Annotated in this window: 18 protein-coding genes; 7 read left to right on the top strand and 11 right to left on the bottom strand. The window is 60.0% G+C overall.

Translation table 11 applies throughout. The features are described 5' to 3' along the window. Nucleotides 1–146 precede the first annotated feature (146 nt). Entirely contained in the window at nt 147–1,076 is a 930-nt protein-coding gene (locus KHO07_RS02390) for a LysR family transcriptional regulator (protein ID WP_212626388.1), read from the top strand. Nucleotides 1,077–1,304: 228 nt separating this feature from the next. On the opposite strand, the gene KHO07_RS02385 is transcribed toward KHO07_RS02390, so the two are convergent. The 10 genes from KHO07_RS02385 to bioB all read right to left on the bottom strand — a co-directional run bounded on the left by KHO07_RS02385 (nt 1,305) and on the right by bioB (nt 13,815). Next, nucleotides 1,305–3,083, bottom strand: a complete 1,779-nt coding sequence (locus KHO07_RS02385; RefSeq protein ID WP_212626387.1) for an acyl-CoA dehydrogenase C-terminal domain-containing protein — start codon at nt 3,081–3,083, stop codon at nt 1,305–1,307. A 221-nt stretch (nt 3,084–3,304) separates the two neighbouring features. Continuing rightward, nucleotides 3,305–5,101 (bottom strand): acyl-CoA dehydrogenase C-terminal domain-containing protein, encoded by a 1,797-nt coding sequence (locus tag KHO07_RS02380; RefSeq protein WP_212626386.1) that lies wholly within the window; start codon nt 5,099–5,101, stop codon nt 3,305–3,307. Nucleotides 5,102–5,187: 86 nt separating this feature from the next. Continuing rightward, entirely contained in the window at nt 5,188–6,480 is a 1,293-nt protein-coding gene (locus KHO07_RS02375) for a GGDEF domain-containing protein (protein ID WP_150736338.1), read from the bottom strand. Nucleotides 6,481–6,768: 288 nt separating this feature from the next. Beyond that, nucleotides 6,769–8,574 carry a phenylacyl-CoA dehydrogenase gene (locus KHO07_RS02370; protein ID WP_150736339.1) on the bottom strand — a complete coding sequence of 602 codons (1,806 nt, stop codon included), beginning with the start codon at nt 8,572–8,574 and terminating at the stop codon, nt 6,769–6,771. A 276-nt stretch (nt 8,575–8,850) separates the two neighbouring features. Next, the gene (locus KHO07_RS02365) at nt 8,851–9,147 is read right to left on the bottom strand and encodes a pyrroloquinoline quinone biosynthesis protein PqqE (protein WP_150736340.1); all 297 of its coding nucleotides are present in this window, start codon (nt 9,145–9,147) and stop codon (nt 8,851–8,853) included. A 107-nt stretch (nt 9,148–9,254) separates the two neighbouring features. Continuing rightward, on the bottom strand, nt 9,255–9,935 hold the full coding sequence (bioD, locus tag KHO07_RS02360) for a dethiobiotin synthase (protein ID WP_212626385.1): 681 nt from the start codon (nt 9,933–9,935) through the stop codon (nt 9,255–9,257). Beyond that, nucleotides 9,932–10,744 carry a malonyl-ACP O-methyltransferase BioC gene (bioC, locus tag KHO07_RS02355; RefSeq protein ID WP_212626384.1) on the bottom strand — a complete coding sequence of 271 codons (813 nt, stop codon included), beginning with the start codon at nt 10,742–10,744 and terminating at the stop codon, nt 9,932–9,934. Before bioC ends, bioD begins: the two co-directional genes overlap by 4 nt. Next, nucleotides 10,737–11,468, bottom strand: coding sequence for an alpha/beta fold hydrolase (locus KHO07_RS02350; RefSeq protein ID WP_212626383.1), 732 nt, complete (start codon nt 11,466–11,468; stop codon nt 10,737–10,739). The genes bioC and KHO07_RS02350 overlap by 8 nt, the downstream gene beginning before the upstream one ends. Continuing rightward, on the bottom strand, nt 11,461–12,639 hold the full coding sequence (gene bioF / locus KHO07_RS02345; RefSeq protein ID WP_212626382.1) for an 8-amino-7-oxononanoate synthase: 1,179 nt from the start codon (nt 12,637–12,639) through the stop codon (nt 11,461–11,463). Before bioF ends, KHO07_RS02350 begins: the two co-directional genes overlap by 8 nt. Before the next feature lie 120 nt (nt 12,640–12,759). Next, nucleotides 12,760–13,815, bottom strand: a complete 1,056-nt coding sequence (bioB, locus tag KHO07_RS02340) for a biotin synthase BioB (protein WP_150736345.1) — start codon at nt 13,813–13,815, stop codon at nt 12,760–12,762. A gap of 90 nt (nt 13,816–13,905) precedes the next feature. On the opposite strand from bioB, the gene KHO07_RS02335 reads away from it, so the two are divergent. From KHO07_RS02335 to rarD, 5 genes are all read left to right on the top strand, one after another. After that, entirely contained in the window at nt 13,906–14,646 is a 741-nt protein-coding gene (locus tag KHO07_RS02335; RefSeq protein ID WP_212626381.1) for a ComF family protein, read from the top strand. A 63-nt stretch (nt 14,647–14,709) separates the two neighbouring features. Then, the gene (locus tag KHO07_RS02330) at nt 14,710–15,474 is read left to right on the top strand and encodes a TOBE domain-containing protein (protein ID WP_212626380.1); all 765 of its coding nucleotides are present in this window, start codon (nt 14,710–14,712) and stop codon (nt 15,472–15,474) included. 66 nt (nt 15,475–15,540) lie between these two features. Next, nucleotides 15,541–17,442 (top strand): PhoX family phosphatase, encoded by a 1,902-nt coding sequence (locus KHO07_RS02325; protein WP_212626379.1) that lies wholly within the window; start codon nt 15,541–15,543, stop codon nt 17,440–17,442. Between the two features lie 115 nt (nt 17,443–17,557). Next, complete coding sequence (locus tag KHO07_RS02320; RefSeq protein WP_212626378.1) at nt 17,558–18,532, top strand: serine/threonine protein kinase; 975 nt, start codon at nt 17,558–17,560, stop codon at nt 18,530–18,532. Between the two features lie 151 nt (nt 18,533–18,683). Continuing rightward, nucleotides 18,684–19,571: an EamA family transporter RarD gene (rarD, locus tag KHO07_RS02315; RefSeq protein WP_150736350.1), complete on the top strand. Its 888-nt coding sequence runs from the start codon at nt 18,684–18,686 to the stop codon at nt 19,569–19,571. A gap of 215 nt (nt 19,572–19,786) precedes the next feature. Here rarD and KHO07_RS02310 read toward each other — a convergent pair whose 3' ends face one another. Further along, a complete protein-coding gene (locus KHO07_RS02310) occupies nt 19,787–20,305 on the bottom strand; it encodes a glycine cleavage system protein R (RefSeq protein WP_150736351.1) in 519 nt (172 codons plus the stop codon). A gap of 545 nt (nt 20,306–20,850) precedes the next feature. Between KHO07_RS02310 and KHO07_RS02305 the strand changes: the two genes are divergently transcribed. Continuing rightward, on the top strand, nt 20,851–23,028 hold the full coding sequence (locus KHO07_RS02305) for a malate synthase G (RefSeq protein WP_150736352.1): 2,178 nt from the start codon (nt 20,851–20,853) through the stop codon (nt 23,026–23,028). The last annotated feature ends 115 nt before the right edge of the window (nt 23,029–23,143 follow it).

Here is a 23,143-nt window from a genome sequence, read left to right as displayed (position 1 = left end):
TTTTGCGTTACCTATGTAAACACCAGCAAAGCAAACGGTATTCATCGCGTTCTGTGGCCCTGTACGCCCCGTAAATGCGGTTAGACTAGGCTCAGACCCGGCGTTGAGCCATTTCGATTTACCAGCATTTTCGATAAGCATTACTTATGGATTTCAAGCAACTGCGTTATTTCGTCGCGGTGTATGAAGAGGGCCATGTCGGGCGCGCTGCCGAACGGCTTTCTATCTCTCAACCGGCGCTGTCGCAGCAGATCCGCCACCTCGAACAATCCCTGGATGTGAGCCTGTTCGAACGCAGCAGTAAACGCCTGTTGCCAACGCTGGCGGCCCACACGCTGTACAACCACGCCCTGCCCTTGCTCGATGGCCTGCAAAGGGCGCGCGAGGCGTTGGGTAACTTCAAGGGGCAAGCGCTGCGTACGCTGGCCATTGGCGTCTTGCAAACCGTGCATACCAGCCTGGTGCCGCAGATGCTGGAACGCGTGCGCAAGGCGCAGCCGCATCTGGTGGTGCAGATCTATGAATTGACGGGCCTGGAAATCGAACGGCGACTGCTCAATGGCTCGCTGGATATCGGCATCAGCTATTTGCCGCCTCGGCAGCCTGGCCTGCATGGCGTGATGTTGTACGAAGATGAGCTGACACTTGTCATCCCGGCGGACCACCCTTTGCGGGAATTCAAGAAAGTCTCGATGAGCCAGGCTGCGCAATTGCCAATGCTGCTCTTGGGTGAGGAGTTTCAGATCCGCCAGATCTGGCAGGCGCAACTGGCTAATCTGGGTCGTCGGCCACAGGTGCAGGCCGAACTGAACAACATGGCAGGCATTCTCGACAGCCTGCCGCACACGCGACTGGCGACGGTATTGCCCGGGCGCTCGCAAAAGACCCACGGCAACGACGAACTGCTGTGGAAGCCGCTCAGTGAGCCGCGGGTGCCTCTAAAAGTGGGCTTGGTGTGTCGCGATGTGCAACGGCAACAAGCCTCGCTGGCGTTGTTACAAACGTTGCTGGAAGACGTGATAAATCGGCCGGATGAACGTTTGAACAGCACGCCGGCACTGGATGGACTGAGCTGAATACTTTTTCGCAGGCATAAGAAAACCCCGCCGAAGCGGGGCTTTGCAGACTGTTTCCCTGACATCCATTTCACTCCGCCGTCCTGGCAGAATCCTACGTGTCCGTGTTGTTGCTTTTGCGCTTCCTGCGCTACGTCCATGTGAAGTAGATTAGCCGTGGATCCAATCTGCATCTATGGGAGATATGCAGCACGTCATGTAAGAGAAAGCTTACATGACGTTACATCATCAGAATTGAGCCGCATCCAGCAGGAACAGCGACTCGCTCCCGGCCTTCACCGAAGCGCTCAACGAGTGAATACGCGGCAGCAGGCGCGCGAAATAAAACCGCGCGGTCCCCATCTTGCTGGCGTAGAAATCGTCCTGGGCTTCTTTGCCGAAAGCGGCCTTGGCCATCAATGCCCACATGTAAGCGTAAGCGACATAACCGAACGCTTGCAGATACTCGACCGACGCCGCGCCGATTTCATTCGGGTTGGATTTAGCCCGGTCGAGCAACCATGCGGTCAGTTCGTCGAGGGTGGTCACCGCGTCGTTCAACGGCTTGGTGAACTCGGCCAGATCGGCGCTGGCAGTGGCGGTGAAGTGACGAATCTCGTCGGCGAACAGGTTGTAGAACGCACCACCGCTACCGACGATCTTGCGACCCACCAGGTCCAGCGCCTGAATGCCGTTGGTGCCTTCGTAGATCTGGGTAATGCGCACATCGCGCACCAGTTGTTCCTGACCCCACTCACGGATGTAACCGTGGCCGCCGAAAACCTGCTGGCCGTGTACGGTGGTTTCCAGGCCGAGATCCGTCAGGAACGCCTTGGCGACAGGCGTCAGCAACGCCACCAGGTCTTCCGCGCGTTTGCGGGTGGATGCGTCTTCGCTGAACTTGGCGGTGTCCAGTTGCATGGCCACGTAAGTCGAGAACGCACGACCGCCTTCGTTCGAGGCTTTCATGGTCAGCAGCATGCGACGCACGTCCGGGTGGACGATGATCGGGTCGGCCACTTTGTCCTTGTTCTGCGCGCCGGTTGGCGAACGGCTTTGCAGACGATCGCGAGCGTATTCAACGGCGTTCTGATAGGAACGTTCGCCGGTGGCCAGTCCCTGAATACCGACACCCAGACGCTCGTAGTTCATCATAGTGAACATCGCGGCCAGGCCTTTGTTTGGCTCGCCGACCAGGTAACCCACGGCTTCATCGAAGTTCATCACGCAGGTCGCGGACGCCTGGATGCCCATCTTGTGTTCGATCGAGCCGCAGTTGGCCGGGTTACGCGCACCCAGGCTGCCATCGGCATTGACCATGAACTTCGGCACCAGGAACAGCGAGATGCCTTTCGGACCGGCCGGTGCATCCGGCAGTTTGGCCAAGACCAGGTGAATGATGTTTTCGGTCAGGTCATGCTCGCCACCGGTGATGAAGATCTTGGTGCCGCTGACTTTGTAGGAACCGTCAGCCTGAGGTTCCGCTTTGGTGCGGATGATGCCCAGATCGGTGCCGGCGTGCGGTTCGGTCAGGCACATGGAACCGGCCCAGACACCGGCGTACATGTTCGGCAGGTACGCGGCTTTCAGTTCTTCGCTGGCGTGGGCGTTGATCGACAGGCAGGCGCCGGCGGTCAGCATCGGGTACAGACCGAACGACAGGCTGGCAGAGTTGACCATTTCCTCGACCTGGGCCGATACGGCTTTGGGCATGCCCATGCCGCCGTAGGCCGGATCGCCACCGACGCCGACCCAGCCGCCTTCAGCATAAGTCTGATAAGCCTGTGGGAAACCGGCCGGTGTGGTGACGGCACCGTCCGCCCAGTGGCAGCCTTCTTCGTCAGCCGCACGGCTCAGGGGCGCGATGCTTTTGCTAGTGACCTTGCCAGCTTCCTCGAGAATGGCTTCGACGGTTTCCGCATCAACGGTCTCTGCCAGAGCAGGCAGTTCGGCCCAGAGTTTGGCGACCTCGAAAACTTCGTTGAGAACGAAGCGCATATCGCGCAGGGGCGCTTTGTAATCGGCCATGGCAAACCTCGCAAGATCTAAACAGGTGAATCGTAGGAGTTGTGTTTTCGTTGGGTCCGAGTGTAACCCAACAACTTTTGTGACACATAGGGTCAACTGGTGACTGGTTTGTTATTTTTAGTCATCAACAAAAAGATCGCAGCCTGCGCCAGCTCCCACAGGGATACGCTTACCTCTGTAAGCGCTGGCGCAGGCTGCGATCTTTCGCACACAACTTCGATTTATAGGGCAAACAATTCCGCGGGCAGTTGCATCAGGCAATCACTGCCCGCCTCGATGGCTGCTCGATGAGCGGCCGTGCGCGGCAGCAAACGCTTGAAGTAAAACGCGTTGGTTGCCAGTTTGCCCCGGCAGAAATCGGCATCACCGCTACCGGACTCCAACTGTGCCTGCGCCACCAAAGCCATCCGCAGCCACAAGTAGCCGAGGATGATGTAGCCGCTGTACATCAGGTAATCCACGGATGCCGCACCGACTTCGTCCGGATTTTTCATCGCCGCCATGCCGACCTGGGTCGTCAAGTCACCCCACTGCCGATTCAATTCGTTGAGTTGTGCGACGTAGACCGCCAGTTGCGGATGCGCGGCGTTCGTTGCACAGAATTTGTGGACGATTTTGGTGAAGCCGCGCAGCAGTTTGCCTTGGCTGCCGAGGACTTTACGCCCGAGCAGGTCCAGCGCCTGAATACCGTTGGTGCCCTCGTAGATCGGCGCGATGCGGCAATCACGCACCAGTTGCTCCATGCCCCACTCACGAATGAAGCCGTGGCCGCCGAACACCTGCATGCCATGGTTGGTCACCTCCAGGCCGGTGTCGGTCATGAAGGCTTTGCAGATTGGCGTCAGGAACGCCAGCAGGTCTTCAGCGTCCTGCCGCGCCGTTTCGTCTGCACTCAAATGCGCGACATCCAGCAACTGCGCCGTGAAGTAGGTTAGCGCGCGGTTGCCTTCGTTGAAGGCCTTCATGGTCAGCAACATCCGCCGTACGTCGGGGTGCACGATGATCGGGTCGGCGGCTTTCTCCGGCGCTTTCGGGCCGGTCAGGGAGCGCATCTGCAAGCGGTCGTTGGCGTACTTGATCGCGCCCTGGAAACTCGCCTCGCCCAGACACAACCCTTGCATGCCGGTGCCCAGCCGTGCGTGGTTCATCATGGTGAACATGCAATTGAGGCCCTTGTTCGGCTCGCCGATCAAAAAGCCCTTGGCGTCGTCGAAATTCAGCACGCAGGTGGCCGAGGCCTTGATGCCCATTTTGTGTTCGATCGAGCCGCAGGAAACGCCGTTGCGCTGACCCGCTTCACCTGTCGCGTCGGGCAGGAACTTGGGCACGATAAACAGTGAAATGCCTTTGGTCCCGGCCGGTGCATCCGGCAGTTTCGCCAGCACCAGGTGAATGATGTTGTCGCTCATGTCGTGTTCACCGGCGGAAATGAAAATCTTGCTGCCGGAGATCGCGTAGCTGCCGTCGGCCTGGGGCACGGCGCGAGTCTTGATGATGCCCAGGTCGGTGCCGCAATGGGCTTCGGTCAGGCACATGGTGCCGGTCCATTGGCCGGCGGTGAGTTTGCTCAGGTAGGTCTGTTTCTGCTCTTCGGTGCCGTGGGCGTGAATGGCCGACATGGCGCCGTGAGTCAGGCCCGGGTACATACCCCAGGAGGTGTTGCTGGAACCGACCATTTCGCTGATGACCAATCCCAGAGAACTGGGCAAGCCCTGGCCGCCGTAAGCCGGATCGGCCGCCAGGCCATGCCAGCCACCTTCCACGTATTGTGCGAAAGCCTGCTTGAAGCCTGTAGGCGTCGTGACCACGCCATTGTCGAAATGGCAGCCTTCCTCGTCGCCGCTACGGTTGAGGGGCGAGAGCACGTTCTCACAGAATTTCGCACCTTCTTCGAGGATCGCACTGACCATGTCCGGGCTGGCATCGGTCGCCCCCAGCGCCGCGTAGTTACTGTGAAAGTCGAAGACGTGGTCGATCAGAAAGCGCATGTCGCGCAGGGGAGCTTTGTACTCAGGCATGGTCATTTCTCCGTCAGCAGATTTCTTCAACCTACTGCCGCCGACCACGCCTCACAATCACAGTCCAGACGCTGAATGCGCCATCATCACTCAACCGTAGCGGCGTCCATGCGCACCGCACCACGGCGGTTCTGACCGAACGCCATCACGCAGTTACGCCCCGCGCCTTTGGCGCTGTACAGCGCCTGGTCAGCGGACTTGAGCACTTCTTCCGGGGTGCGTTGTTCAATCCGCTCGGCGACACCGATGCTGACGGTCACCGACACACTCGATGCACCGGAACCCGCGCGACGCTGGCGCCCTTGACTGTCATCCTGAGGACGGCTGTCCTGATTGCGCAGGTGAATGTTGTAGGTGGCGATGGATTCGCGGATGACCTCCAGGTGCGGCATGCATTCTTCGAGGGTTTTGCCTGCAAACACCAGGGCGAATTCCTCACCACCGTAGCGATACGCCTTACCGCCGCCACCGATTTTCGCCAGTTTGCTGGCAACCAGACGCAGCACCTGATCGCCGACATCATGGCCGTGGGTGTCGTTGAATTTCTTGAAATGGTCGACGTCGCTCATGGCCAACACATAGTTGCGTCCCAGCCGCTGCATGCGTTCATTCAGCGCACGACGGCCCGGCAACCCGGTCAGTTCATCGCGGAAAGCCATTTGATAGGCTTCGTGGGCAACAGCGGCGGCGATCATCAACATCACCTGGCTGCACATGATGTTGAGGGTAAACGGCAGGATGAAGGTTTTCGGCAACATCCAGAACAACCCGAGCAAACCCACAAGCTGCGCGGCGTGGAGTGGCCTCGGGTTGCGCCAGTACTGGTACGCCAGCAGCACGAACGATGCGATGAACACCGGATAGGACAGCTGGATCAGGCTCATCCAGGCACCGTGCAAGGCCGGCCAGCGAATCTCCGACAACCAGATCAGCAGCGCCTGTGGGTAACTCTGCTCAAGCCCCAATGCCACGCTGCCCACCGCCAGCAACACAGCGAAGCGCGCCACCATGTCCTGAAACAGATGCGTGCGTTCTTGCCACGCCGCAAACACGCCAAACAACAACGGCAGCAACAGGCAACACAGGTGAAAGACCACGGCCGCGTCTTCACGCACCTTGCCGTTGTCGCGATAGAAGTCAGTCTGCGTGTCGAGCAGGAAGTAGGCGATGTACACCGTGACCATCAGAAACAGTTCACGCTGGCGTCGGTAAACCGCGCAGTAAGCACCGCCGAGCAACAACACCAGGGTTGGCAGCACGTTGAACAGCGAAGTGAAGAATACGTTCAGGTCTTTGACATAGGCAGCCGCGAGGCCCGCCAGCAAAAGAAGTAATGACGGTAGGAAATGACTGAAACGTACAGCGGAAGAACGCGGCAAGGGTAAAGCTCCGACCCGTCATATCAAAAGATGGCATTGTGCCCACTACTGTAACGGCAGAAATCCCGACTTGCTGAGTGTTTTACTGAGGTATTTTTTAAAGAGCGTCAGTGGCGGCATCGGAGCCACCAGTGACGCAAGGGGAAATCACGTCAAATGTCGTTGTTGAACGGCTGTAGCGCTCCCGATGCAGACATGGCCGTGTGATCGCCTTGCAGGTAGGCATGGTCAAAAAAAAACCGCCACTCCCAAGGGAGCAGCGGCTTTTTTGAAGTCCTTCGTTAAGGCTTAGTAGCCCAGGTCGAAGTTTTCTTCTTTCATGTCCATCAGGTTGTTGGCGCCCGACAGCATGGTTGCAACGTGAGTGCGGGTACGCGGCAGGATGCGCTGGAAGTAGAAGCGCGCAGTCTGCAGCTTGGCGGTGTAGAACGCCTCCTCGGAAGTGCCGGCAGCCAGTTTTTCGGCTGCCAGGCGCGCCATGTCAGCCCAGAAGTAGGCCAGGCAGGCATAACCGGAGTACATCAGGTAGTCCACGGAGGCCGCGCCGACTTCTTCGCGATCTTTCATGGCGGCCATACCGACCTTCATGGTCAGCTCGCCCCATTCCTTGTTCAATGCAGCCAGCGGAGCGACGAATTCTTGAACCGCTTCGTTGCCTTCGTTGGTCTGGCAGAACTTGTGGACGATCTTGGTGAAGCCTTTGAGGGCTTCGCCTTGGGTCATCAGCACTTTACGACCCAGCAGGTCGAGGGCCTGGATACCGGTGGTGCCTTCGTACAGCATCGAAATACGGCTGTCGCGAACGTTCTGCTCCATGCCCCACTCGGCGATGAAGCCGTGGCCGCCGTAGATTTGCACGCCGTGGTTGGCCGATTCGAAACCGACTTCGGTCATGAAGGCCTTGGCGATTGGAGTCATGAACGCCAACAGCGCGTCGGCTTTCTTCTTCTCTTCTTCGTCCACGCCGTACTTGACGATGTCGACCTGTTTGGCGGTGAAGTAAACCATCGCGCGGTTGCCTTCGGCGAATGCCTTCATGGTCAACAGCATGCGGCGTACGTCCGGGTGCACGATGATCGGGTCAGCGGCTTTGTCCGGCGCTTTCGGGCCAGTCAGCGAGCGCATTTGCAGACGATCGCGAGCGTATTTCAGGCCGCCCTGGAAGCCGATCTCGGCGTGGGCCAGACCTTGCAGCGCGGTGCCCAGGCGTGCGGTGTTCATGAAGGTGAACATGCAGTTCAGGCCTTTGTTCGCCGGGCCGATCAGGAAGCCGGTGGCCGCGTCGAAGTTCATCACGCAAGTGGCGTTGCCGTGGATGCCCATCTTGTGTTCCAGGGAACCACATGACACCGCGTTACGCTCACCGATCGAACCATCAGCGTTTGGCAGGAACTTCGGCACGATGAACAGCGAAATGCCTTTGGTGCCAGCCGGTGCATCCGGCAGGCGGGCCAGCACGATGTGGACGATGTTGTCGGCCATGTCGTGTTCGCCGGCCGAGATGAAGATCTTGGTGCCGGAAACTTTGTAGGAACCGTCGGCCTGAGGTTCGGCCTTGGTGCGCAGCATGCCCAGGTCGGTGCCGCAGTGCGGTTCGGTCAGGCACATGGTGCCGGTCCATTCGCCGGAAACCAGCTTGGTCAGGTAAGCGTTTTGCTGTTCCGGGGTACCGTGCTCGGAGATGGTGTTCATCGCGCCGTGCGACAGGCCTGGGTACATGCCCCACGACCAGTTGGACTCGCCAACCATTTCGCTGACTGCCAGACCCAGGGACTCCGGCAAGCCTTGGCCGCCGTGTTCTACGTCGTGCGCCAGGCTTGGCCAGCCGCCTTCAACGAATTGCTTGTAGGCCTCTTTGAAACCAGTCGGGGTCTTAACGCCGGACTCGCTCCAGGTGCAGCCTTCGGTGTCACCCACGCGGTTCAGCGGAGCCAGCACCTGCTCACAAAACTTGGCGCCTTCTTCGAGAATGGCGTCAACCATGTCCGGAGTTGCGTCTGCGCAAGCCGGAAGGCTCTGATAGTGCGCTTCGTAACCGAGCAGTTCGTCACGAACGAAGCGAATATCACGCAAGGGGGCCTTGTAGTCAGGCATAGCGATAAACCTCTGCTGATGTAACCGGGAATGAGCGACCGTGTTGATTTGTTGTGACGGTCAAACAGTTGTTTGAAACATACGTTTACGCCCAAATCTTGTCAAGCGTCGATCTTTTGCCGTTCGTCATCCCTCATGGAAATACCAGGCGCACAGCCGCTCAACGCCGCTGACAGAGCAACACGCAGTGTAGGAAAGATTAGTTTAGGGAGAAGGACTTACGTAGAAAAACGCCGCGAAATATCGCGGCGTTGGCAGTGCGGTTTCAGTCGCAGATCAGGCAAACGTATCGATCAGCGTCCCGAGCACTTCGTCGGATGCCTTGGCGACTTTGGCGCCCAGCTCAACCTGGAATTTGCCCTGAGACATCTCGACCATGTTGCTGGCCAGGTCCGACTGCCGACTCCGATCAACCGAACGCAGGCGATCGACCTGAGCATCGGAGGACTGGCTGGTGACCGAACGTTCGATGGTGTTATTGGCAATCTGCCCTGCGGCTTGATCGACACGGTTCTGCCCTGTCTGAATAGTGCTCAGACCGGCATAAAAAGCGGTGTTACCTGAGATTTCCATGGGAGAACTCGTCCTTGCAAAGGATAACCAACACTCATTGAAGCAGACCGGCTGAGAAAATGCCCGACAAAAACACTAATGGCACTGTGCCTTGTCATAGGCAAATTCTAGTCCAGCAGATCCAACTGAAGATGTTCGGCCACGGCGTCGGCCGTCACCAGCTTGAGTTTAGGCACCCGCCCCAGGCAGGGCGCTGGAATGCGTTCGGCCAAGGTCGCGAGGTTTTCTTCCAGACGCGAAGTCTTCGGATCGATAATGTTGGCCACCCACCCCGCCAGTTGCAAACCGTCCTTGGCAATCGCTTCGGCGGTGAGCAGTGCGTGGTTGATGCAGCCCAGGCGTACGCCAACCACCAGGATCACCGGCAGTCCCAGTGCCATTGCCAGATCCGACAGGTTGTCCTGATCCGCCAATGGCACTCGCCAGCCACCGGCGCCTTCGATCAAGGTGAAATCGGCCTGCATATCCAGAATCTGCCGCATCGGCGTAACCAGAGATTGCACGGTCAACGCGATGCCGGCTTCGCGCGCGGCCAGGTGCGGCGCAATTGCCGGTTCCAGCGCCACCGGATTGACCTGCGAATATGTCAACGGCAGCGAGCACTCTGCCAACAATGCCAGCGCATCGGCGTTACGCAGCCCCTTGGGGGTCACGGTGCATCCGGAGGCCACCGGTTTGCCTGCTGCGGTGCTCAGGCCCGCCGCACGCGCGGCATGCAGCAAACCAGCGGCCACCGTGGTTTTGCCGACATCGGTGTCGGTACCGGTGATGAAATAGGCTGCGCTCATAAGGGTTTCTCCAGAACGGCGTACACCACTTGATAAGTCGCCGGCAGACCTTGGGCCTGACGAAACTGCTCATAAGCCTCAACCAAACCCAAAATCCGCGCCCGCCCCGTCAAACCGCCAGGCCGGCCGGGATTGAGGTTGTGCGCGCCCAGAGCCTTGAGTTCATGGGTCAGGCTGCGCACGTCCGGGTAATGCAGTACATGCGCACGGGTTTCCAGCGTGAGCGCCTGCAAACCGCTGGCCGCACACAACTGTTGATAAACCGCGAACTCGCGGAAGCGGTTGACGTGCACCATGCCATCGACCTGGCGCCAGCTATCGCGTAACTCGTACAACGTTCCTACGCATAGACTAGCAAATGCAAAAACACCGCCCGGTTTCAGCACCCGATAGGCCTCGCTGAGCACCGAAGTGAAGTCCGCACACCACTGCACCGCCAGGCTGGAGTAGATCAGGTCGCAGGTCGCATCGCGCAATGGCAGGCGTTCGGCATCGCCGGCGATGAAATGCGCAGCGCCACCCAATGGACGCGCGTGATTGAGCATGCCCTCGGCGATGTCCAGGGCAACGCCGTGCCCGAGCGCAAAGCGCTCGCCCAACGCACGACTGAAGTGCCCGGTGCCACATCCAAGGTCCAGCCAACGCTGTGGGGTGAACGACGCCGGCAAGCGGCGCAACAATTGGCTGCCCACATCTCGTTGCAATTCTGCCACGCTGTCGTAGCTCGCCGCCGCCCGGGAAAACGAGGCCGCGACCTGGCGCTTGTCGGGCAAACCGCCGGGCAGGTTGGGTAGGGATAAATCAGTCATCACCGGACTCATGCAAAAAGGCCTGGATCGCCCCCGCTACACCGTGGGGGTCTTCCAGAAGAAACGCGTGGCCGGCCTGTTCAATCAGACCGATTTCGATATCCGGGGTTAGCGCGAACAACTCGCCTGCCGCCTCGGCGGGAACCAGCCCGTCATGACCGCCAAACAGATGCAGTTGCGGGCCACGGAAAGCTTGCAAGGCATGCCGGGTATCCAGTTGTGCGAGCACTTCCAGGCCGCTCATCAACACCGACGCTGACGTGTGTGGCACACCACCGAGCAAGAGCCGCGACAACCCGCGAGGGTCTTCGGCACCTTGGGCGCACAGCAGCGAAAAGCGCTTCAATGTTCCGCGCGGGTCCGCAGCACAGCCGGCCAGAAACGCATCGAAGGTTTCAGCCGCCATCGCGCTCGGCCACTGATCATGAGCGACAAAAGAAGGGTTGCTCGCCAGCGTCAGCAAGCCGCAGCAACGGTCTCCACGACGCGCTGCCAATTCGCAAGCGAGCATGCCGCCCAGAGACCAGCCACCAAGCCAGGCATCCTGTGGCAACGTCGAGTCGAGCTCATCGAGCCATTCTTCGAGATCGCTGGAGTCCAGCTCCGGCAGCGGCTCGATCTCCACGCGCAAGTGTTCATCCAAACCTTGCAAGGCTGCCGCCAGCGGCTCCAGCGGCGAAACACCAAGACCCCAGCCGGGCAGCAGAATCAGTCGATCACGCATGGCTTGGCTCCGGTCCCAGCTGGTCGAAACAATCGGCCAGTCCTTCTAACAATAGCTGTACCTGCGCCTCACTATGGGCGGCGCTCAGGGTCACCCGCAAACGGGCGCTGCCGGCGGGCACGGTCGGTGGGCGGATCGCAGTCACCATCAGTCCGCGCTCGCGCAACATCTGCGACAACCGCACCGCGCGACCGGCGTCGCCAATCATGATCGGTTGAATCGGCGTGAAGCTGTCCATCAGTTCCAGGCCAATCTGTTCGGCACCGCGGCGGAACTGACGGATCAACGTTTGCAGATGCTCGCGACGCCAGTGTTCCGTGCGCAGCAGTTCGAGGCTTTTCAGGGTGGCACAGGCCAGTGCCGGCGGCTGGCTGGTGGTGTAGATGTACGGACGAGCGAACTGGATCAGGCTCTCGATCAGCTCTTCACTACCGGCGACAAAAGCACCCGCCGTGCCGAACGCCTTGCCAAGCGTGCCGACCAGTACCGGTACATCATCCTGGCTCAAACCGAAATGCTCGACGATGCCGCCACCCTTGGCACCCAGCGCACCGAAACCGTGAGCGTCGTCGACCATCAGCCAAGCGCCTTTGGCTTTGGTTTCCCGGGCCAGCGCCGGCAGGTCGGCGATGTCGCCGTCCATGCTGAACACACCATCAGTGACCACCAGGGTATTGCCGGTGGCTTTCTCAAGACGTTTGGCCAGACTCGCGGCATCGTTGTGCAGGTAGCGACTGAACCGCGCACCGGACAACAGCCCTGCATCCAGCAACGAGGCGTGATTGAGCCGGTCTTCAAGCACCGTGTCGCCCTGCCCCACCAACGCGGTGACGGCACCGAGGTTGGCCATGTAACCGGTGGTGAACAGCAGTGCGCGCGGGCGTCCGGTGAGATCGGCCAGGGCTTCTTCCAGTGCGTGATGCGGGCCGGCATGGCCGATAACCAGATGCGAAGCCCCGCCACCAACGCCCCACTTCAACGCGCCGGCGCGCCAGGCTTCAATCACTTGCGGGTGATTGGCCAGGCCCAGGTAATCGTTGTTGCAGAACGCCAGTAACGGCTGGCCATCGACCACCACTTCCGGGCCCTGGGGGCTCTCAAGCAGCGGACGCTGGCGGTAGAGGTTTTCGGCACGACGGGCAGCAAGGCGTGCGGCGAGATCGAAAGACATGCAGGCCTCGAAAGTCAGATCGTAGGAGCCGGCTTGCTGGCGATGGTATCGCTTCGGTTTGTCTGAATGACCGAGGTGATGCCATCGCCAGCAAGCCGGCTCCTACAGGTTCAGCGTCGTTTAGACGGCGGCGTTGTAGAACTGCTCGCTGCTCTTCTGCTCCACCAGCGCCTGTTCGATCGCGGCTTGATGCACTTCGTCAGCGTGCTCTTCGCGGGCTTCCGGCAGGATGCCCAGGCGCGAGAACAGTTGCATGTCCTTGTCGGCCTGCGGGTTGGCAGTGGTCAGCAGTTTTTCGCCGTAGAAAATCGAGTTGGCGCCGGCGAAGAACGCCAGGGCCTGCATCTGCTCGTTCATCGCTTCGCGACCGGCGGACAGGCGCACATGGGATTGCGGCATCAGGATCCGGGCGACGGCGAGCATGCGGATGAAGTCGAACGGGTCGACATCTTCAGCGTTTTCCAGCGGCGTACCGGCAACTTTTACCAGCATGTTGATCGGCACCGACTCCGGATGCTCCGGCAGGTTGGCCAGTTGGATCAGCAGGTTGGCGCGGTCGTCCAGCGATTCGCCCATGCCGAGGATGCCGCCCGAGCAGATTTTCATCCCCGACTCACGCACATAGGCCAGGGTTTGCAGGCGCTCACTGTAAGTACGGGTAGTGATGATGCTGCCGTAGAACTCCGGCGAGGTGTCGAGGTTGTGGTTGTAGTAGTCGAGGCCGGCCTTGGCCAGCGCTTCGGTCTGATCCTGGTCCAGGCGACCCAGCGTCATGCAGGTTTCCAGGCCCAGCGCTTTCACGCCTTCAACCATTTTCAGCACGTAAGGCATGTCTTTGGCCGACGGGTGCTTCCACGCCGCGCCCATGCAAAAACGGGTCGAACCGATGGCCTTGGCGCGAGCGGCCTCTTCGAGAACCTTCTGCACTTCCATCAGCTTTTCTTTTTCGAGGCCGGTGTTGTAGTGACCGGACTGCGGACAATATTTGCAATCTTCCGGGCAGGCGCCGGTTTTGATCGACAGCAGGGTCGACACCTGGACGCGGTTGGCGTCGAAATGTGCGCGGTGCACCGTCTGCGCCTGGAACAGCAGGTCATTGAAGGGTTGAACGAAGAGTGCTTTGACTTCGGCCAAAGTCCAGTCATGACGCAGGGTTGCAGTGGTGCTGGCGCTCATGGGCGTTTCCTTTGTTTTATGCTTGGCAAGCGCTGGGGACGCAATACCCACAGGCGCGACACGGATGTTCGGCATATTTAAGGAAGAGCGATGCGCTGTCAACCACGATACGAAGGACCGGTTTACATCTGGTTAAAAAACAAACAACCTTGTTTGCTGTGTGATGAAGTGGCCGATGGCGCCACGCCCATCTGCATGGCTTGCGAAACCGAACTGCCCTGGCTCGGCGACCACTGCCAGAGCTGTGCCTTGCCGCTGCCCTCGGCAGGCCTGACGTGCGGCCAGTGTCTGGCGCATCCGCCCGCCTTCGAACAAGTCGTCGCCCCCTGGACTTATGGCTTTCCGGTAGACAGCCTGATTACCCGTTTCAAGCACAGCGCGAAGTGGCCATTTGGCCACCTGCTCGGCGAACTTCTCGTCCAGGCCCTGCAACATCGCTTCAATGATGATCTTCCGCGACCGGACCTGTTGCTGCCTGTGCCGCTGGCTTCCCGACGACTGCGTCAACGCGGGTTCAATCAAGCCGCCATGCTGGCGCGCTGGGTCAGCGCGGGGCTCGAAATACCCTGCGATGAACGCCTGGTGTTGAGGATTCAGGACACCGATGCGCAACAAGACCTCAATGCCGAGGCGCGCAAAAAGAATTTGCGCAACGCCTTCGCCCTCGTACCCGGCGCAGCGTTCAAGGGCCGTCACCTGGCGCTAGTGGACGATGTACTGACCACCGGCGCCACCGCACAGGCACTGGCCCGCCTGCTGAGGGACGCAGGTGCCGCCAGGGTGGATGTCTATTGCCTGGCCCGCACACCCAAACCCGGCGAGTCACCCTGACTTGACGAGTACGCCCCAAACATCCAACGTCCTTGCCACCGTCACAACCCAAAGCGTCTCGCCATGTCCTTGCCTAGCCTGTTATCCCAGCACATTGTCCGCCGCCCGCAACGCATCGCCCTGCTGCAGCACATTGCTGAACAGGGTTCGATCACCCGTGCCGCGAAAAGCGCGGGACTGAGTTACAAGGCAGCGTGGGATGCCATCGATGAGTTGAACAACCTCGCGCAGAAACCGTTGGTGGAGCGCAGTGTCGGCGGCAAGGGTGGCGGTGGCGCCAAGTTATCCAGCGAAGGTGAGCGGGTTTTGCGCTTGTATCAAAAGTTGCAGGCGCTGCAGGCTCAGGTGCTGGAAGCGGCTGAAGATGCCAGCGACCTGGATCTGCTCGGGCGCTTGATGTTGCGCACCAGCGCACGCAACCAGTTGCATGGCACGGTCGCTGCGATAGAGCCTCAGGGGCGCAACGATCTGATTCGCCTGGAGATGGCTGAAAACCTGATTGTCGTAGCACAAATCACCCACGACAGTACCGAGCGACTGGAGCTGCAAATCGGCACCGAAGTGGTGGCTTTGATCAAGGCAGGCTGGCTCGACCTGAGGGCGATCGACTCCGCTGCAACCCCCGAAAACAATTGCTTGATCGGCACGATTGAACAGATCCTCGACGCCGAAGACGGTCCCAGTGAAGTGCGCATCGCCCTGCCCAACGGCTTGACCCTGTGTGCCCTGGCCGAACCACAGTGCCTGCAATCTATGGGGCTAAGCAGTGGTAAACCGGTGCGTGTCGAATTTTCGCCGTCGCGGGTGTTGTTGGGCACACCGTTGTAAAACCACTGCAACAAAACCTTCATCTCCCGTCATTAAGGTGACTGCAAAAATCGCAGGAAGCCTGATATGAGCCTTTTGGAAGACAACCAGTCCACCGACCTCGAACAGATGGTCGGCCTCAGCCGCCGCGGATTCATCAGCGCAGGTGCCCTGTGCGGCGCCGCCCTGTTCATGGGTGGCAACTTGTTGAGCCGCAGCGTGCTGGCCGCCAGTGTCAGCGCCGGCAACAGCAAATTGCTGGGTTTTGCGAGCATTCCCGCCGCGACCGCCGACAGCATCAGCCTGCCGCCAGGCTACAAATCTTCGGTGTTGATCAGTTGGGGCCAGCCCCTGCACAAAAACGGCCCGGCGTTCGATCCGAGCGGCAATGGCAGCGCCGAGCAGCAGGAAGTCCAGTTCGGCGACAACAACGACGGCATGAGCCTGTTTGCCTTTCCCGGCGACGACAACCGCGCGCTGATGGCGATCAACAACGAATACACCAACTACCGCTACCTCTTTCCCCACGCCGGGATGCCGCAATCGGCCGAGGAGGTGCACAAAGCCCTGGCTAGCGAGGGGGTGTCGGTGATTGAAGTGCGACGCAATAACGGCCACTGGCAGTTCGTCCAGGACTCGCGGTACAACCGACGCATCCACGGTAATTCGCCGATCAAGTTGAGCGGCCCGGCCGCCGGGCACGACCTGCTCAAAACCAGCGCCGATCCGCAAGGCACAACCGTCCTCGGCACATTCCAGAACTGCGCCAACGGCCAGACGCCGTGGGGCACTTACCTGACCTGCGAAGAGAACTTCACCGATTGCTTCGGCAGCAGCAATGCCGAGCAGAAGTTCGACGCCGCACAGAAACGCTATGGCGCGGTGGCAACCAGCAAAGAGATCAACTGGCATCAACACGATCCGCGTTTCGACCTGGTCAAGAACCCCAACGAACTCAATCGTCACGGCTGGGTGGTGGAGATCGACCCGTTCGACCCGCAATCGACCCCGGTCAAGCGCACCGCACTGGGCCGCTTCAAACACGAAAACGCCGCCCTGACGGAAACCCGCGACGGCCACGCCGTGGTGTACATGGGTGACGATGAGCGCGGCGAATTCATCTACAAGTTTGTCAGCCGCGACAAAATCAATCACAAGAACCCCAAGGCCAACCGCGATCTGCTCGATCACGGCACCTTGTACGTGGCGCAGTTCGACGCCGGTGACGGCAATGCCGACCACCCCAAAGGCAAAGGTGTATGGGTTGAGTTGACCCACGGCAAAAACGGCATCGATGCCGGCAGCGGTTTTGCCGATCAAGCCGAGGTGCTGATCAACGTGCGCCTGGCAGCGAGCGTGGTGAAGGCCACGCGCATGGATCGCCCGGAATGGATCGTGGTCAGCCCCAAGGACGGCCAGGTCTACTGCACGCTGACCAACAACGCCAAACGCGGCGACGACGGGCAACCGGTGGGCGGGCCGAACCCGCGAGAGAAAAACGTCTACGGGCAAATCCTGCGCTGGCGCACCGACCGTGACGATCACGGTTCGAATACCTTTGCCTGGGATCTGTTTGTGGTGGCCGGCAACCCGCAAGTGCATGCCGGTACGCCGAAGGGCGGCTCATCGAACATCACCCCGCAGAATATGTTCAACAGCCCGGATGGCCTGGCGTTCGATAAGGCCGGGCGGTTGTGGATTCAAACCGATGGCGATGCCAGCAATGCCGGTGACTTCGCCGGCATGGGCAACAACCAGATGCTCTGCGCCGACCCGGTGACCGGGGAAATTCGCCGCTTCATGGTCGGGCCGATCGGTTGCGAGGTGACGGGGATCAGTTTCTCGCCGGATCAGAAGACGTTGTTTATCGGCATCCAGCACCCGGGTGAATTCGGTGGCTCGACCTTCCCCGAGCATTTGCCCAATGGCAAGCCGCGGTCTTCGGTGATGGCCATTACCCGGGAAGATGGCGGGGACGTCGGCGCCTGATCGGGCCCATCGCGGGCTTGCCCGCGATGGCGTCTGCACGGTCACCACCTATCTGCGCCCGTCTGCGCTACCATGCCTGGCCGGACGCAGCAGCCTGCTGCGCGCAGGAGTCAGCATGGCCCACCCGTTTGAAACCCTCACCCCAGACCTCGTGCTCGATGCCGTCGAAAGCATCGGCTTCCTCAGCGACGCGCGCATCCTGGCCCTCAACAGCTACGAGAACCGTGTCTATCAGGTCGGCATCGAAGACTCCGAGCCACTGATCGCCAAGTTCTATCGGCCGCAACGCTGGACCAACGAAGCGATTCTGGAAGAGCACCAGTTCACCTTTGAACTGGCCGGGGTCGATGTGCCCGTGGTTGCACCGATGATCCACAACGGTGAAACCCTGCACGAACACCACGGTTTTCGCTTCACCCTGTTCCCTCGCCGCGGCGGCCGTGCGCCAGAGCCGGGCAATCTCGATCAGCTGTATCGCCTGGGGCAACTGCTCGGGCGTCTGCATGCAGTGGGCTCGACCAAGCCGTTCGAACATCGCGAAGCGCTGGCGGTGAAGAACTTTGGCCATGACTCTCTGGCTACCCTGCTCGAAGGCAATTTCATACCCCGCAGCCTGCTCCCGGCCTACGAATCGGTAGCCCGCGACCTGCTCAAGCGTGTGGAAGATGCCTACAGCAACACCCCGCACCAGAACATCCGCATGCACGGCGACTGCCACCCCGGCAACATGATGTGCCGCGACGAGATGTTCCATATCGTCGACCTCGACGACTGTCGCATGGGCCCGGCGGTACAGGACATCTGGATGATGCTGGCGGGAGATCGCCAGGATTGCCTGGGGCAGTTGTCGGAGTTGATGGACGGCTACAACGAGTTCCACGACTTCAACCCGCGTGAGCTGGCGCTGATCGAACCTTTGCGTGCCCTGCGCCTGATGCACTACAGCGCCTGGCTCGCCCGTCGCTGGGACGACCCGGCCTTCCCGCACAGTTTTCCGTGGTTCGGTACGGAGCGATATTGGGGCGACCAGGTGTTGGCGTTGCGTGAGCAACTCGCCGCCCTCAATGAAGAACCCTTGAAATTGTTCTAACCCTTGCAGGAACCAGCTTGCTGGCGATTCAGACGACGCGGTATATCAGGAACACCGCATTATCGTTGATCGCCAGCAAGCCGCGTCCTACAAAAGTCCTGACAGATCTATACAATCACCTCTTTGTTAGCTGCCTAAGCAAGGACTCTGCATGCAAGCCGCCAACCCGCGTCGCGGGTACATATTGGGCCTGAGTGCCTACATCATCTGGGGACTCTTCCCGATCTACTTCAAAGCCATCGCCAGCGTGCCTGCCGTGGAGATCATCATTCACCGCGTGTTGTGGTCGGCGCTGTTCGGTGCCTTGCTGCTGATGGTGTGGAAGCACCCGGGCTGGTGGCGCGAGTTGCGCGATAACCCGAAACGGCTAGCGATTCTCGCACTGAGCGGCACCTTGATCGCGGCCAACTGGCTGACCTATGTCTGGTCGGTGAACAACGGGCGCATGCTCGAGGCCAGCCTCGGCTACTACATCAACCCGCTGGTGAACGTGTTGCTGGGCATGCTGATCCTCGGCGAACGGCTGCGGCGCATGCAATGGATTGCGGTGGGGCTGGCGGCCGTGGGCGTGGCGCAACAGGTGTGGCAAGTCGGCAGTCTGCCGTGGGTGTCGCTGGTGCTGGCACTGACCTTCGGGTTCTACGGGCTGATTCGCAAGCAGGCACCGGTCAAGGCGCTGCCCGGGCTGGTGGTGGAAACCTGGATGCTGGTGCCGATTGCCATTGCCTGGCTGCTGTTCAATTCGACGGCGGCAAGCGCTCAACCTGAGTTCTGGACCACCTCCGAGGCCTGGTGGCTGGTGGCCGCAGGCCCGGTGACGCTGATACCGCTGGTATGTTTTAACGCCGCCGCGCGGCATTTGCCCTACACGACGCTGGGATTTCTCCAGTACCTGGCGCCGACATTGGTGCTGTTGCAGGCGGTACTGCTGTTTGGTGAACACTTGTCGTCCAGCACATTGGTGGCCTTCATGTTCATCTGGGCCGGTCTGGCGGTTTACAGCGTTGATGCGTGGCTGAGCCTGCGTCGCCGCAGCTGATCAAAAAACGCTCAAACCTCTGCAGGCCGCGGCTTCCGTGGCCTGCATCGTTCCTTCCCAAGGTTATCCACAGCGTGATCCCCGGCGTTTGTGCGCAAGTTCTTGAAACTGCTGGTTTTTTGATCAAATCCTGAAAACCCCCGGCCGGCATGGCCTGGCGGGCTGTCTCTACAGGTTATCCACAGGCAGGTGCACGTTAAACTTGGATAACCCGTTCAAGGTTCACTGCGCAACACCAACTCCACCATCAAATCGTCCGCCAGGGTTTCCAGGCGCGATTGCAGCACGTCCAGAGAAAGGGTCAGCGGCACCGCCAGAATCGCCTCGGCGTGAAACAAGGGCTCGCTGCTCATCGGCGCCGGGCGCACTTCCGTCACCAGCCGCTCCAGGTTGACTCCCTGCTCGCTCAACAACCGGGTGATGTCACGCACGATGCCCGGGCGATCATTGCCCACCAGTTCCATGGCAATCGGCTTCCAGGTACAGGACTGTTCAATGCCGCTTTCGGCGATCAACACGCGAATGCCATGAGCGGACAATGCCTGTAGGGCATCCACCAATGCGTCGTAGGCCTCTGCCGGCACCCCCACCCGAAGAATCCCGGCGAATTGCCCGGCCATGCGCGACATGCGGCTTTCCAGCCAGTTACCGCCCTGCTCGGCAATGCATTGGGCAATGCGCTCGACCTGCCCAGGCTTGTCCGGTGCAAAAACGGTGAGTACGAGGTGGTCCATGGCGCAGTCCTCTGGTCATGTGTTTTGTTATAGAAAAACAAGTATAGGCAAGGGTTGCTGCAGCGCTGAATCGACTGCCGCCATCGCTGGCAAGCCAGCTCCGACGGGGATTGCGCAAGGCCCTGCAGAAGCTGCTTGCTAGCGATCGAACACACCGCCAATCTGCAGCGAACCACAAATCGTGTACAACTTTTTATATTTAACTGGAACAATCTCATGGTTTTTTGAGAACATCCCGATCCCCGACGTGACTGCAATGCGTCACGGGGTCGCAGAACGACGTAATTAGTCTAATTTTCACAAGCGCAATTCATCATGTAGTATGCCGCAGCGCGCACTACATAACGTTGGTTCGATGTCTGCCACAGGCGCAGTCGCATCCCTGAAAGCCCCGTCAGCAAGGCCCTCAAGCCGTTGATTGGTCCCCACCCAGCCGTCAGAAATGGCATGTACTGGTCGCAGGGTTTGTGGTTTAAATGGCCAGAGGCTTCATTGTTAAATTGAAGAGCTGAAAAGCGAAATAGCTGAGCAGAGTGAGGCAAGCAATGACTGAACACGTTCAAGTCGGTGGCCTGCAGGTCGCCAAAGTCCTGTTCGACTTCGTGAACAACGAAGCCATTCCCGGTACCGGCCTCACCGCCGATAAGTTCTGGGCCGGTGCAGACAAGGTCATCCATGACCTGGCACCGAAGAACAAAGCCCTACTCGCCAAACGCGATGATTTCCAGGCTCGTATCGATGCCTGGCACCAGGAACGCGCCGGTCAGGCGCACGACGCCGTGGCCTATAAAGCCTTCCTGCAAGACATCGGTTATCTGCTGCCAGAAGCGGCCGATTTCCAGGCAACGACGCAAAACGTCGATGAAGAAATCGCCCGCATGGCCGGTCCACAACTCGTGGTGCCGGTGATGAACGCACGCTTCGCTCTCAATGCTTCGAATGCCCGCTGGGGTTCGCTGTACGATGCGCTCTACGGCACCGACGCCATCAGCGAAGCTGACGGCGCGGAAAAGGGCAAAGGCTACAACAAGGTTCGCGGCGACAAGGTTATTGCCTTCGCCCGCGCCTTCCTCGACGAAGCGGCGCCCCTGGCAGCCGGCTCCCACGTCGATTCCACCAGCTACAAAATCGTCGACGGCAAACTGGTGGTCGCCCTCAAAGGCGGCAGCAACAGCGGCCTGCGCAACGACGCTCAACTGATCGGCTTCCAGGGCGATGCCTCGGCACCGACCGCGATCCTGCTGAAAAACAACGGCCTGCATTTCGAAATCCAGGTCGATGCCAGCACCCCGGTCGGCCAGACTGACGCGGCCGGCGTCAAAGACATCCTGATGGAAGCCGCGCTGACCACCATCATGGACTGCGAAGACTCCGTCGCCGCCGTCGATGCCGACGACAAAGTGGTGATCTACCGCAACTGGCTCGGCTTGATGAAAGGCGATCTGTCGGAAGAAGTCGCCAAGGGTGGCAAGACGTTTACCCGCACCATGAACGCCGACCGCGCCTACACCGGCGTCGACGGTAACGCGGTAAACCTGCACGGCCGTTCGCTGTTGTTCGTGCGCAACGTCGGTCACCTGATGACCATCGATGCGATCCTCGACAAAGACGGCAACGAAGTGCCGGAAGGTATTCTCGATGGCCTGGTGACTTGCCTGGCATCGATGCACAACCTCAACGGCAACACCACGCGCAAAAACACCCGCACCGGTTCGATCTACATCGTCAAGCCGAAGATGCACGGCCCTGAAGAAGCGGCGTTCACCAACGAGCTGTTCGGTCGAATCGAAGACGTGCTGGGCCTGCCGCGCAATACCCTCAAAGTCGGGATCATGGACGAGGAGCGCCGCACCACGGTCAACCTCAAGGCCTGCATCAAGGCTGCCAGCGAGCGTGTGGTGTTCATCAACACCGGTTTCCTCGATCGCACGGGCGACGAAATCCACACGTCGATGGAAGCCGGCCCGATGGTGCGCAAGGCCGACATGAAGGCGGAAAAATGGATCGGCGCGTACGAGAACTCCAACGTCGATATCGGCTTGAGCACCGGCCTGCAAGGTCGCGCACAGATCGGTAAAGGCATGTGGGCCATGCCCGACCTGATGGCGGCGATGCTCGAACAGAAGATCGCTCACCCACTGGCCGGCGCCAACACTGCCTGGGTCCCTTCGCCAACCGCCGCAGCCCTGCACGCGCTGCACTACCACAAGGTTGACGTGTTCGCCCGTCAGGCCGAACTGGCCAAGCGTGCGCATGCTTCGGTTGACGACATCCTGACCATCCCGCTGGCGGTGAACCCTCAGTGGACCGCCGAGCAAATCAAGAACGAACTGGACAACAACAGTCAGGGCATCCTTGGTTATGTGGTGCGCTGGATCGACCAGGGCGTTGGCTGTTCGAAAGTGCCGGACATCAACGATGTCGGCCTGATGGAAGACCGTGCGACGCTGCGTATTTCCAGCCAGCACATCGCCAACTGGCTGCGTCATGGCATCGTCACCGAAGAGCAAGTGATGGAAAGCCTCAAGCGCATGGCACCGGTGGTTGACCGTCAGAACGCCGGTGACGCGCTGTACCGCCCACTGGCCCCGAACTTCGACAGCAACATCGCCTTCCAGGCGGCGGTCGAACTGGTGGTCGAAGGCACCAAGCAGCCGAACGGCTACACCGAGCCGGTCCTGCACCGCCGTCGTCGCGAGTTCAAGGCGGCCAACGGCCTGTAATCGAGCGTTTACGCCGGACATGAAAAAGCCCTGATCGAAAGATCAGGGCTTTTTCATTTGTGGCCGTCACTGCTCCTGTAGAAGCCGGCTTGCTGGCGATCCAGACAGCGCGTTG

It is taken from the genome of Pseudomonas sp. PP3 (assembly GCF_905336995.1).
In the GTDB taxonomy this organism is placed as follows: Bacteria; Pseudomonadota; Gammaproteobacteria; order Pseudomonadales; family Pseudomonadaceae; genus Aquipseudomonas; species Aquipseudomonas reinekei.
Note: the sequence above shows the minus strand (reverse complement) of the source record. Positions and strands in the feature narration are given on the sequence as shown.